The sequence below is a fragment of the Streptomyces sp. NPDC006551 genome (genome assembly GCF_040611675.1).
Lineage (GTDB): Bacteria > Actinomycetota > Actinomycetes > Streptomycetales > Streptomycetaceae > Streptomyces.
The window spans coordinates 42,958-55,191 of sequence record NZ_JBEXOT010000043.1; the positions used below are offsets into that span (position 1 = coordinate 42,958).

General features: G+C 69.6%; 11 protein-coding genes. 9 read left to right on the top strand and 2 right to left on the bottom strand.

The window, feature by feature from the left end:
* Positions 1-136 precede the first annotated feature (136 nt).
* From eccD to ABZY12_RS28440, 6 genes are all read left to right on the top strand, one after another.
* On the top strand, positions 137-1,615 hold the full coding sequence (eccD, locus tag ABZY12_RS28415; RefSeq protein WP_356895216.1) for a type VII secretion integral membrane protein EccD: 1,479 nt from the start codon (positions 137-139) through the stop codon (positions 1,613-1,615).
* A 182-nt stretch (positions 1,616-1,797) separates the two neighbouring features.
* Positions 1,798-2,088 carry a 30S ribosomal protein S15 gene (rpsO, locus tag ABZY12_RS28420; protein WP_158991116.1) on the top strand — a complete coding sequence of 97 codons (291 nt, stop codon included), beginning with the start codon at positions 1,798-1,800 and terminating at the stop codon, positions 2,086-2,088.
* Between the two features lie 293 nt (positions 2,089-2,381).
* Positions 2,382-4,604, top strand: coding sequence for a polyribonucleotide nucleotidyltransferase (locus tag ABZY12_RS28425; protein WP_356895218.1), 2,223 nt, complete (start codon positions 2,382-2,384; stop codon positions 4,602-4,604).
* On the top strand, positions 4,601-5,980 hold the full coding sequence (locus tag ABZY12_RS28430) for a pitrilysin family protein (protein ID WP_356895220.1): 1,380 nt from the start codon (positions 4,601-4,603) through the stop codon (positions 5,978-5,980). The genes ABZY12_RS28425 and ABZY12_RS28430 overlap by 4 nt, the downstream gene beginning before the upstream one ends.
* Before the next feature lie 15 nt (positions 5,981-5,995).
* Entirely contained in the window at positions 5,996-6,748 is a 753-nt protein-coding gene (dapB, locus tag ABZY12_RS28435; RefSeq protein WP_356895222.1) for a 4-hydroxy-tetrahydrodipicolinate reductase, read from the top strand.
* Between the two features lie 5 nt (positions 6,749-6,753).
* Positions 6,754-7,206 (top strand): hypothetical protein, encoded by a 453-nt coding sequence (locus ABZY12_RS28440; RefSeq protein ID WP_356895224.1) that lies wholly within the window; start codon positions 6,754-6,756, stop codon positions 7,204-7,206.
* Here ABZY12_RS28440 and ABZY12_RS28445 read toward each other — a convergent pair.
* Both ABZY12_RS28445 and ABZY12_RS28450 read right to left on the bottom strand, forming a co-directional pair.
* Positions 7,196-7,753 (bottom strand): hypothetical protein, encoded by a 558-nt coding sequence (locus ABZY12_RS28445; RefSeq protein WP_356895226.1) that lies wholly within the window; start codon positions 7,751-7,753, stop codon positions 7,196-7,198. The two genes, ABZY12_RS28440 and ABZY12_RS28445, sit on opposite strands and share 11 nt — an antisense overlap.
* Before the next feature lie 94 nt (positions 7,754-7,847).
* Positions 7,848-8,087: a hypothetical protein gene (locus tag ABZY12_RS28450; protein WP_356895228.1), complete on the bottom strand. Its 240-nt coding sequence runs from the start codon at positions 8,085-8,087 to the stop codon at positions 7,848-7,850.
* A 184-nt stretch (positions 8,088-8,271) separates the two neighbouring features.
* On the opposite strand from ABZY12_RS28450, the gene thyX reads away from it, so the two are divergent.
* From thyX to ABZY12_RS28465, 3 genes are all read left to right on the top strand, one after another.
* The gene (gene thyX, locus ABZY12_RS28455) at positions 8,272-9,012 is read left to right on the top strand and encodes an FAD-dependent thymidylate synthase (protein WP_356895230.1); all 741 of its coding nucleotides are present in this window, start codon (positions 8,272-8,274) and stop codon (positions 9,010-9,012) included.
* A gap of 178 nt (positions 9,013-9,190) precedes the next feature.
* Complete coding sequence (gene dapA / locus ABZY12_RS28460; RefSeq protein ID WP_356895232.1) at positions 9,191-10,090, top strand: 4-hydroxy-tetrahydrodipicolinate synthase; 900 nt, start codon at positions 9,191-9,193, stop codon at positions 10,088-10,090.
* A gap of 153 nt (positions 10,091-10,243) precedes the next feature.
* Complete coding sequence (locus tag ABZY12_RS28465; RefSeq protein ID WP_356895234.1) at positions 10,244-11,929, top strand: ribonuclease J; 1,686 nt, start codon at positions 10,244-10,246, stop codon at positions 11,927-11,929.
* Positions 11,930-12,234 lie beyond the last annotated feature (305 nt).

The following is a 12,234-nucleotide window of genomic DNA, read 5'->3' on the forward strand; positions in this document are numbered from 1 at the left end:
CGGGAGTTCCGCACCGGCGCCCCCGTCTGCGCCGGCCTCCCCCAGAGACGGCGATCCTACTTGCAGCGACCATCACCCGTCCCCGGTAGGGTGGCCCGCGCACTGTGCGCAACCGCGAATCAGGGGGTCCAGACACGTGAGTACGACCGCAGCGACCGGCTTCTGCCGCGTCACCGTCGTGGCGCCGGACAGCCGCATCGACGTCGCACTCCCCGAGGACATCGCCGTCGCCGACGTCTATCCGGAGATCCTGCGGCTCACCGGCCAGACCCAGGCGGCCGGCGCCCCGACCGGCTATCACCTGGTCCGCCGCGACGGATCGGTCCTCGACGGCGCCCGCACCCTCGCCGCCCAGCAGGTGCTCGACGGCGAGGTGCTCTCGCTGCGCCCCTTCGCCCAGTCGCTGCCGCCCGCCGTCTTCGACGACGTCTCCGACGCCGTCGCCTCCGCCGTCACCCGCGACCGCCACCTGTGGAGCGACGACCTGCTGCGCGGCGCCGGCCTCGTCGGCGGCGTGCTGCTCCTCGTCCTCATGGGCTTCGTCCTGTGGTTCGCCGACCCGGTCCGCCACGACATGCACAGCCTCCCCGGGATCATCGCCGGCGCCGCCGGTGTGCTGCTGACCGCCTTCGCCGGCGTGCGCGCCCGCGTCTACGGCGACCGGGCCACCGCCGTCGCCCTCGGCCTCGGCGCCCTGCCGCTGCTGCTGATCGCGGGCTCCGGGATCGTCGGCCCCGACGCCGGCCAGGGCCCCGGACGCCTCCAGTTCCTGCTCGGCTGCGTGACCGTCCTGGTCGCCTCCGTCGCCCTGGTCGCGCTCACCCCCAGCGGGGACGCCCCCTTCGTCGCCGCGACCTTCCTGGCCGCCGTCGGCACCCTCGCGACCTTCCTGGCGATCCTGGCCGAGGGCTCCGCCACCTCCACCGCCGCCGTCTGCGCCCCCGTCGCCATCGGCCTGGTCGCCTTCCTGCCCGGCCTCTCGGCCCGCTTCGCCCGGCTCCCCATCGGCTACGCCTCCCCGCGCAGCGCCACCGACGAGGAGTTCCACGCCGACCCGAACCAGCGCGTCGCCGAAGAGGGCCGGCCGGTCGACGGCGAGCGGATCGCGCTCCAGGCCCGCCGCGGCCACGAGATGCTCCTCGGCCTGGTCGGCGGCTGCGCGGCCGTCGTCGTCGGCTCGGCGGCCGTCCTCGGCTTCGCCGGCAACGTCTGGGGCCAGCTCCTCGCCCTCGCCGCCGGCCTCGCCATGCTGCTGCGCGCCCGGCTCTTCCGCTACACCTCGCAGGTCGCCTGCGTCCTGGTCGCCGGCATCGCCGCGATCGCGCTGCTCATCCTCGGCCTCTCCCTGAACCCGCCGGCCGACCTGGTCAAGGACCTCCTGATGTACGGGGACCGCGGCGGTCTGGACATCCGTACGATCTGGCTCACCGCGGCCGTCGCCGCCGGCGCCGCCCTGACCACCGCCATCGGCCTGATCATCCCCAGGAAGGGCCTCTCGCCCTTCTGGGGACGCCTGCTCGACCTGGCCGAGAGCTTCGTCCTGCTCTCCCTCGTCCCGCTCTGCCTGGCCGTCCTCGACGTCTTCATGGCGGCCCGCTCCCTCACCAGCAAGTAAGAGGCGCTCCGCGAGGCTGGTACGCTGTGTGACGGCCGTTTGTGTACGCGCTCCCGGAACCATCGAGCACCACCGCTCTGGAAGCTGCGCCCATCGGACCTTCGCCTGACGAGTCACGGAAGCTCCCCTGAGACCAAGACCAGGGGCACTCGCCGGCGCACGAACACCAAGAGGAGTACCGAGTGTCTCTCGACGCCGCTACGAAGAAGCAGATCATGGCCGAGTTCGGCACCAAGGAGGGCGACACCGGCTCCCCCGAGGTCCAGGTCGCGATGCTCTCCCGTCGTATCTCGGACCTGACCGAGCACCTCAAGCAGCACAAGCACGACCACCACTCCCGTCGTGGTCTGCTGATCCTGGTCGGCCAGCGTCGCCGCCTGCTGCAGTACCTGGCCAAGAAGGACATCCAGCGCTTCCGCGCGCTGGTCGACCGCCTCGGCATCCGCCGCGGTGCGGCCGGCGGCGCCAAGTAATCCATCTTGATGGAGAACGCTGCGAAGGGAGCGGTTCCCACGTTTAGGGGGCCGCTCCCTTTGCTGTACGTGCGCGATGTGCCGACCGGCATTTAGTCTGGTCACACAACGCCACAAAGGAGCGAGCGAGAAGCCGCCGACCGCCGCCGGTCCTCGGTAGTGGCCCCCGGACCCATACCCCCGGGTGCTTCGATCGAAGACCGGCCCGCACCCGAGGTGTGCTTCTCCTCCACCACCGTCCCCGGCCACACGGGCCGACGGACGAAAAGACGAACACGTAGGAGAAACCCATAGTGGAGAACGAGACCCACTACGCCGAGGCCGTCATCGACAACGGCGCGTTCGGCACCCGCACCATCCGCTTCGAGACGGGCCGCCTGGCCAAGCAGGCCGCCGGCTCCGCCGTCGCGTACCTGGACGACGACACGATGGTCCTCTCGGCCACCACCGCGTCCAAGAAGCCCAAGGACCAGCTCGACTTCTTCCCCCTGACGGTGGACGTCGAGGAGCGGATGTACGCCGCCGGCAAGATCCCCGGCTCCTTCTTCCGCCGTGAGGGCCGGCCCTCCGAGGACGCGGTCCTCACCTGCCGCCTGATCGACCGGCCGCTGCGCCCCTCCTTCAAGAAGGGCCTGCGCAACGAGATCCAGATCGTCGAGACGATCATGGCGCTCAACCCCGACCACCTGTACGACGTGGTCGCGATCAACGCCGCCTCCTGCTCCACGCAGTTGGCCGGCCTGCCCTTCTCCGGCCCGATCGGCGGCACCCGTGTCGCCCTGATCAAGGGCCAGTGGGTCGCGTTCCCGACGCACACCGAGCTCGAGGACGCCGTCTTCGACATGGTCGTCGCCGGTCGCGTCCTGGAGGACGGCGACGTCGCGATCATGATGGTCGAGGCCGAGGCCACCGAGAAGACGATCGAGCTCGTCAAGGGCGGCGCCGAGGCGCCGACCGAGGAGGTCGTCGCCGCCGGTCTCGAGGCCGCGAAGCCCTTCATCAAGGTCCTGTGCAAGGCCCAGTCGGACCTCGCCGCCAAGGCCGCCAAGCCGGTCGGCGAGTTCCCGGTCTTCCTCGACTACCAGGACGACGTCCTGGAGGCGCTCACCGCCGCCGTCAAGAGCGAGCTCGCCCAGGCGCTCACCATCGCCGGCAAGCAGGAGCGCGAGACCGAGCTCGACCGCATCAAGGAGCTCGCCGCCGAGAAGCTCCTCCCGGCCTTCGAGGGCCGCGAGAAGGAGATCTCCGGCGCCTACCGCGCGCTGACCAAGAAGCTGGTCCGCGAGCGGATCATCAAGGACAAGGTCCGCATCGACGGCCGCGGCATCACGGACATCCGTACGCTCGCCGCCGAGGTCGAGGCCATCCCGCGCGTGCACGGCTCGGCGCTGTTCGAGCGTGGCGAGACCCAGATCCTGGGCGTCACCACCCTCAACATGCTCCGCATGGAGCAGCAGCTGGACACCCTCTCCCCGGTGACCCGCAAGCGCTACATGCACAACTACAACTTCCCGCCGTACTCCGTCGGTGAGACCGGCCGCGTGGGCTCGCCCAAGCGCCGCGAGATCGGCCACGGCGCGCTCGCCGAGCGCGCCATCGTGCCGGTGCTGCCGACGCGCGAGGAGTTCCCCTACGCGATCCGCCAGGTGTCCGAGGCCCTCGGCTCCAACGGCTCGACGTCCATGGGTTCGGTCTGCGCCTCCACCATGTCGCTGCTGAACGCCGGTGTGCCGCTCAAGGCCCCCGTCGCCGGTATCGCCATGGGTCTGATCTCCGAGGAGATCGACGGCAAGACCCACTACGTCGCCCTCACCGACATCCTCGGTGCCGAGGACGCGTTCGGCGACATGGACTTCAAGGTCGCCGGTACGAAGACCTTCGTCACCGCGCTCCAGCTCGACACCAAGCTCGACGGCATCCCCGCCTCGGTCCTGGCCGCCGCGCTGAAGCAGGCCCGTGACGCGCGTCTGCACATCCTCGACGTGATGAACGAGGCGATCGACGTTCCGGACGAGATGTCCCCGAACGCGCCGCGCATCATCACCGTCAAGATCCCGGTGGACAAGATCGGTGAGGTCATCGGCCCCAAGGGCAAGATGATCAACCAGATCCAGGAGGACACCGGCGCCGACATCACGATCGAGGACGACGGCACCATCTACATCGGTGCCGCCCAGGGCTCGCAGGCCGAGGCCGCCCGCGCCACGATCAACGGCATCGCCAACCCGACCATGCCGGAGGTCGGCGAGCGCTACCTGGGTACGGTCGTCAAGACCACCACCTTCGGTGCCTTCGTCTCCCTGATGCCCGGCAAGGACGGTCTGCTGCACATCTCGCAGATCCGCAAGCTCGCCGGCGGCAAGCGCGTGGAGAACGTCGAGGACGTGCTCGCGGTGGGCGCCAAGGTCCAGGTCGAGATCGCCGAGATCGACCAGCGCGGCAAGCTCTCCCTCGTTCCCGTCATGGCGGACGAGGACGCTTCCGCCGAGGACGCGAAGGACGACACCGACCAGTGACGTCCCGTAGTTCCGTGACGACGGCCCGCCCCTCCTCGGAGGGGCGGGCCGTCGCCCGTACCCAAACGCTTCTCCCCGGCAAGGACGGCATCGGCACGGTCCGCCGCACCACCCTTCCGGGCGGCCTGCGCATCGTCACCGAGACCCTGCCCTCCGTGCGCTCCGCCACCTTCGGCATCTGGGCGCACGTCGGCTCCCGCGACGAGACGCCCACCCTCAACGGCGCCACGCACTATCTCGAGCACCTCCTCTTCAAGGGCACCGAGCGACGCAGCGCCCTCGACATCTCCGCAGCGCTCGACGCGGTCGGCGGCGAGATGAACGCCTTCACGGCGAAGGAGTACACCTGCTACTACGCGCGGGTCCTCGACACCGACCTGCCGCTGGCGATCGATGTCGTCTGCGACATGCTCACCGGCTCGCTGATCCTCCAGGAGGACGTGGACGCCGAGCGCGGCGTCATCCTCGAGGAGATCGCGATGACCGAGGACGACCCGGGCGACGTCGTGCACGACCTGTTCGCGCAGACCATGTTCGGCGACACCCCGCTGGGCCGGCCGGTGCTCGGCACGGTCGACACCATCAACGCCCTGGACCGGAGCCGGATCGCCCGCTTCTACAAGAAGCACTACGACCCGACCCACCTGGTCGTCGCGGCCGCGGGCAACATCGACCACGCCACGGTGGTACGCCAGGTCCGGCGCGCCTTCGACAAGGCCGGCGCCCTCACCCGTACCGACGCGCTCCCCGTCGCCCCCCGCGAGGGCCGCCGCACGATCCGCACCGCCGGTCGCGTCGACGTCGTGGGCCGCAAGACCGAGCAGGCCCATGTGGTCCTCGGCATGCCCGGCCTGGCCCGCACCGACGAGCGCCGCTGGGCGCTCGGCGTGCTGAACACCGCCCTCGGCGGCGGCATGTCCTCCCGCCTCTTCCAGGAGGTCCGGGAGAAGCGGGGCCTGGCCTACAGCGTCTACTCGTACACCTCTGGGTTCGCCGACTGCGGCCTCTTCGGGGTGTACGCGGGCTGCCGCCCGAGCCAGGTCCACGACGTGCTGAAGATCTGCCGGGACGAGCTCGACAAGGTGGCCTCCGACGGCCTGTCCGACGACGAGATCGGCCGCGCGATCGGCCAGCTCTCCGGCTCGACCGTCCTCGGCCTGGAGGACACCGGCGCGCTGATGAACCGCATCGGCAAGAGCGAGCTGTGCTGGGGCAGCCAGATGTCGGTGGACGACATGCTCGCCCGTATCGCGGCGGTCACCCCGGACGAGGTCCGCGAGGTCGCCCGTGATGTGCTCGGACAGCGCCCCTCGCTGTCCGTCATCGGGCCGCTGAAGGACAAGCAGGCGGCACGCCTGCACGAATCCGTCTCCTAGAGAGAGTTCAGAGCAATGAGCAAGCTGCGCGTGGCGGTCCTCGGAGCCCAGGGCCGCATCGGCTCCGAGGCCGTACGGGCCGTCGAGACCGCCGAGGACATGGAACTGGTGGCGGCGCTCGGCCGCGGCGACAAGCTGGAGACGCTCGCCGACGCGGGCGCCCAGGTCGCCGTCGAGCTGACCACCCCGGCCTCGGTCATGGACAACCTCGACTACTGCGTACGTCACGGCATCCACGCGGTCGTCGGCACCACCGGCTGGACCGAGGACCGCCTCGCACAGCTGCGGACCTGGCTCGACGCCTCTCCGGAGACCGGCGTCCTGATCGCCCCGAACTTCTCCATCGGCGCGGTCCTGACCATGAAGTTCGCGCAGATCGCGGCCCCGTACTTCGAGTCCGTCGAGGTCGTCGAACTGCACCACCCGAACAAGGTCGACGCCCCCAGCGGCACCGCCACCCGTACCGCCCAGCTGATCGCCGCCGCCCGCGCCGAGGCCGGCCTCGGCGCCCAGCCGGACGCCACCGCGACCGCCCTGGACGGCGCCCGCGGCGCGGACGTCGACGGCGTTCCCGTCCACGCGGTACGCCTGAGGGGTCTCCTGGCCCACCAGGAGGTGCTGCTCGGTGGCGAGGGCGAGACCCTGACCATCCGTCACGACTCGCTGCACCACTCCAGCTTCATGCCGGGCATCCTCCTGGGCGCCCGCCGCGTGACCACCGCCCCGGGCCTCACCTTCGGCCTGGAGCACTTCCTGGACCTGGGCTGACGGCCATGGGCGGAAAGATCACGTACTTCTTCCTCGCCACCGTCCTCGTGCTCGTCTTCGGAGTGGTGGCGATGGAGGGGGTCCTGCTCCTGCTGACCGGCGAACCGGCCGCCATGGGCATGGGCGCGGTGGCGTTCCTGCTGCCCGGAGTCGGCGGCTGGTTCCTGTGGAAGAACACCCGCTTCGCCCGCAGGGCGCAGCGGCTCGCCCAGGAGCTGGAGGCCGAAGGCGGCCTGCCGGTGGACGAGTTGAAGCGGACGGCCGGCGGGCGGATCGATCGCGACTCGGCCGACGAGGTGTTCGCGAAGCGGCGCGCCGAGACCGAGGACTCCCCGGACGACTGGCGCTGCTGGTTCCGTCTCGCGGTCGCCTACCACGACGCCCGTGACACCCCGCGCGCCCGCAAGGCGATGCAGCGCGCGATCGCCCTCCACGAGGGCCGCGCGGTCAGCGCGTAGCCGTCACCACGCCGTACTCGGCGTTCCACGCCTCGACGGTGTCGGCCGCGCGGTCGAACGCCTCGACGCGGGAGAGGAAGTCGGCACTGTGGTCGGTGAGCAGCGTGGTCTGCTCACCGCCCTGCCGTACGAGGATCAGGGCCTGGCCCTGGACGGTGCGGGGGAGTCCCAGCCAGCGCACCGGCTGCTGGGCCGTGCGCACCGCGCCGACCTGCCGCCACTCCACGGTCGTCGTCGAGAAGAACCCGACCCGCCGCACCCCGTGGCGGCTCACCCAGGTGCCCACCCGAAGCATCCGCAGCGCGGAGGCGATGATGAGCGCGGCCATTGCGAAGGTGGCTCCGGCCCCGGCCACGGTTCCGGCGGCGGCGATGATCACCGCGGCGACGAGCACGAACGACGCCAGCAGCAGGGCGAGGGCCGCCGCGCCGACCCGCCAGGGGCCGGGCCGGTAGGGACGACGCCACCGGTCGTGGTCGTCGAACGGCAGCGCGACATCGTCGGTCGCGTCAAAAGCGCGGTCGGCCGTCAGAAAGGGCAGGGGCACGACGGTTCCTCACTCACAAGCACGCTCGAAGGGGCTGTGCCCGGTGAGGCTACCCAGGTGGTCTCGACCGGGCCACCTCAGGGGGCTGGACTGCTCAGCGGCCGTCGGAGGCCTCCGAGTGCTGCCGCGGGCCATCGGCGGCGCCCGACTGCAGGGCGGGCATGCCGAAGAGCAGCGATCCGACGAGACCGGCCACGACGGTCAGCCCGACCAGCGTACGGCCCGCGAGCTGGGAGACGGTGAGGCGCTCCCTCGGCGGCGGAGTGACGTTACTGCGGAAGCGGTCGGCCTCGGCGACGAACGCGAACGGAACGGGCTCTCGCCGGCTGAACATGGGGAAACACTCCTTGGGTCCGGTGGTGTGCGGTGTCACAGAGACAGACGATCAAAGTCGCGGTTCGGTGCCCTTTTTCCCCGGATTGGTCAAAGAAAGCCGCCCAGGCGGGTGCACGGCCGCGTTGTCAGCGGCTCCCCGTAAAGTGGGCGCCGCCCGAGCGACGCGATGGAAGGACCCCGCGGTGAGCAACACCCCCGCAGAAGACCTCAAGCCCAGTTTCCGCAGCGATGTGACCGTGGAGCTGGTGAAGCACAGCGCGGCCGACTCGGACGTGCTGTGGGCGGCCCGCGTCTCCACCGCCGGGGAGCAGTCGCTCGAAGAGCTGCAGAAGGACCCCGAGCGGTCCAAGGGGCTCATCAACTATCTGATGCGGGACCGGCACGGCAGCCCCTTCGAGCACAACTCGATGACCTTCTTCATCAGCGCCCCGATCTTCGTGTTCCGCGAGTTCATGCGCCACCGCGTGGGCTGGTCGTACAACGAGGAATCGGGCCGTTACAGGGAGCTGGAGCCGGTCTTCTACGTCCCGGACGCCTCCCGGAAGCTCGTCCAGGAGGGCCGCCCGGGCAAGTACGTCTTCGTCGAGGGCACCGAGGCCCAGCAGGAGCTGGTCGGCCGCGCCATGGAGGACTCGTACATCCAGGCGTACGAGGCGTACCAGGAGATGCTCGCCGCCGGCGTCGCCCGCGAGGTCGCCCGCGCGGTCCTGCCCGTCGGTCTCTTCTCCTCGATGTACGCCACGTGCAACGCCCGCTCGCTGATGCACTTCCTCGGCCTGCGCACCCAGCACGAGCTGGCCAAGGTGCCGTCCTTCCCGCAGCGGGAGATCGAGATGGTCGGCGAGAAGATGGAAGAGCACTGGGCCCGGCTGATGCCGCTCACCTACGCCGCCTTCAACAAGAACGGCCGTGTGGCCCCATAAAGCACATTTGTGCGATCCCGTCACGCGAAGTGTCCGTATTGCGACGTTTCACGAAGTTCATCTAGGCTGATCAAACGGACCCGGCACTGCTTGAACCCCCGAGCAGGCAGTGCCGGGCTCCTCTTCTCACGTCCCCCGAGGGGACACCTGGCGCTGAGCAACGAGTAGCGTGTTACCCATGGCTCCGATCTCCACTCCGCAGACCCCCTTCGGGCGGGTCCTCACCGCCATGGTCACGCCCTTCACGGCCGACGGCGCACTCGACCTCGACGGTGCCCAGCGACTCGCCGCCCATCTGGTGGACGCAGGCAACGACGGCCTCGTCATCAACGGCACCACCGGCGAGTCGCCGACCACCAGCGATGCGGAGAAATCGGAGCTGGTACGAGCGGTACTGGACGCGGTCGGCGACCGCGCCCATGTCGTGGCCGGCGTCGGCACCAACGACACCCACCACTCACTCGAGCTCGCGCGCACCGCCGAACGCGACGGCGCGCACGGCCTGCTCGCGGTGACGCCGTACTACAACAAGCCCCCTCAGGAGGGCCTGTACCGGCACTTCTCGGCCATCGCCGACGCCACCGAGCTTCCGGTGATGCTCTACGACATCCCCGGCCGCAGCGGTGTCCCGATCGACACCGAGACGATCGTCCGGCTCGCCGAGCACCCCCGGATCGTCGCCAACAAGGACGCCAAGGGCGACCTCGGCCGCGCCAGCTGGGCCATCGCCCGGAGCGGTCTCGCCTGGTACTCCGGCGACGACATGCTCAACCTGCCGCTGCTCTCCGTGGGCGCCTGCGGCTTCGTCTCCGTCGTCGGTCACGTCGTCACCCCCGAGCTGCGCGCCCTTCTGGACGCCCACCTCAACGGCGACGTCCAGAAGGCCACGGAGATCCACCAGCGGCTGCTCCCGGTCTTCACCGGCATGTTCCGTACCCAGGGCGTCATCACCACCAAGGCCGCGCTCGCTCTCCAGGGCCTGCCTGCCGGGCCCCTGCGGCTCCCGCTCGTGGAGCTTTCGGCCGAGGAAACCGCCCAGCTCAAGCTCGATCTCGCCGCAGGCGGGGTACAGCTCTAGCAACAGACTTCACAACTGAATACCCGATCTGCGGGCGCGACGAGCGACACCCGACGTCCGACGAGATCGATCCGACAGACAACAGCAAGTGCACGAATGTCATGCGCGCCACGTGCCCAAGCGGTACGTGGCGCGTGTGGTGAGGAGAGTCTTTTGAGTCATCCGCATCCTGAACTCGGCGCCCCGCCGAAGCTCCCCAAGGGCGGCCTCCGCGTCACCCCGCTCGGCGGGCTCGGTGAGATCGGCCGCAACATGACGGTCTTCGAGTACGACGGCCGGCTGCTGATCGTCGACTGCGGCGTCCTCTTCCCCGAGGAGGAGCAGCCCGGCATCGACCTGATCCTGCCCGATTTCACCACCATCCGTGACCGCCTCGACCAGATCGAGGGCATCGTGCTCACGCACGGTCACGAGGACCACATCGGAGCCGTTCCGTTCCTGCTCCGGCTGAAGCCGGACATCCCGCTCATCGGCTCCAAGCTGACCCTCGCCCTGATCGAGGCCAAGCTCCAGGAACACCGCATCCGCCCCTACACCCTCGAGGTGGTCGAAGGGCAGCGCGAGAACCTGGGCCCCTTCGACTGCGAGTTCATCGCGGTCAACCACTCCATCCCCGACGCGCTGGCCGTCGCCATCCGCACCCCCGCGGGCATGGTGGTGCACACCGGTGACTTCAAGATGGACCAGCTCCCGCTGGACGGCCGGCTCACCGACCTCCACGCGTTCGCGCGGCTCAGCGAGGAGGGCATCGACCTCCTGCTGAGCGACTCGACGAACGCCGAGGTCCCGGGCTTCGTCCCGCCGGAGAAGGACATCTCCAACGTCCTGCGGAACGTCTTCGCGAACGCCCAGAAGCGCATCATCGTGGCCAGCTTCGCCAGCCACGTGCACCGCATCCAGCAGATCCTCGACGCCGCCCACGAGTACGGCCGCCGGGTGGCCTTCGTCGGCCGCTCGATGGTCCGCAACATGGGCATCGCCCGGGATCTGGGCTATCTGCGGGTCCCGGCGGGTCTGGTCGTCGACGTGAAGACCCTCGACGACCTCCCGGACGACGAGATCGTGCTCGTCTGTACGGGCTCCCAGGGCGAGCCGATGGCGGCGCTCTCGCGCATGGCCAACCGCGACCACCAGATCCGGATCGTCCAGGGCGACACCGTGATCCTGGCGTCCTCGCTCATCCCGGGCAACGAGAACGCGGTCTACCGCGTGATCAACGGCCTGACCCGCTGGGGCGCCAACGTCGTCCACAAGGGCAACGCCAAGGTCCACGTCTCGGGCCACGCCTCGGCCGGCGAGCTGCTGTACTTCTACAACATCTGCAGGCCGAAGAACCTGATGCCGGTCCACGGCGAATGGCGCCACCTGCGCGCCAACGCCGAGCTCGGCGCCATGACGGGTGTTCCGAAGGACCGCATCGTCATCGCCGAGGACGGCGTCGTCGTCGACCTGGTCGACGGCAAGGCCAAGATCGTCGGCAAGGTCCAGGCCGGCTACGTGTACGTCGACGGCCTCTCGGTCGGCGATGTCACGGAGGTCCACCTCAAGGACCGCCGCATCCTCGGGGACGAGGGCATCATCTCGGTCTTCGTCGTCGTGGACGCCTCGACCGGCAAGATCGTCAGCGGCCCGAACATCCACGCCCGAGGCTCCGGCATCGAGGACTCGGCGTTCAACGCCGTGGTCCCCAAGGTCGAGGAAGCACTCAACAAGTCCGCCCAGGACGGCGTGGTCGAGCCGCACCAGCTCCAGCAGCTCATCCGCCGCTCGGTCGGCAAGTGGGTCTCGGACACCTACCGCAGGCGTCCGATGATCCTCCCGGTGGTCGTCGAGGTCTGACCCTCGACCCCCCAACCAGGAGCGGGGCGCCTCGATTTGCATCGGGGCGCCCCGCTCCAGTACGTTTACGGCTCCGCCTGAACGGGAAGCCCGGCACCTCTGTGTGCACGAACGGGTGAACCGGGAGGGGCGGGAATTCCGACTCAGAACTTCTGATAAAGTCGGAGCCGCCGGAAAGGAAAGCGCGAAAAGCGAATTCCTGGAACGGCAAGCCCGCTCCAGCGGGTGGCGGAAACGGAAAACGGATCTGCTAAGCTGGAAACACGAAAGACCGAAGGGAAAAGCCCGGAGGAAAGCCCGAGAGG

Coding starts and splice junctions, on each gene's coding strand:
- dapB (WP_356895222.1), top strand. CDS start 5,996: ATGAGCAAGCTGCGCGTGGCGGTCCTCGGAGCCCAGGGCCGCATCGGC.
- ABZY12_RS28440 (WP_356895224.1), top strand. CDS start 6,754: ATGGGCGGAAAGATCACGTACTTCTTCCTCGCCACCGTCCTCGTGCTC.
- ABZY12_RS28450 (WP_356895228.1), bottom strand. CDS start 8,087: ATGTTCAGCCGGCGAGAGCCCGTTCCGTTCGCGTTCGTCGCCGAGGCC.
- dapA (WP_356895232.1), top strand. CDS start 9,191: ATGGCTCCGATCTCCACTCCGCAGACCCCCTTCGGGCGGGTCCTCACC.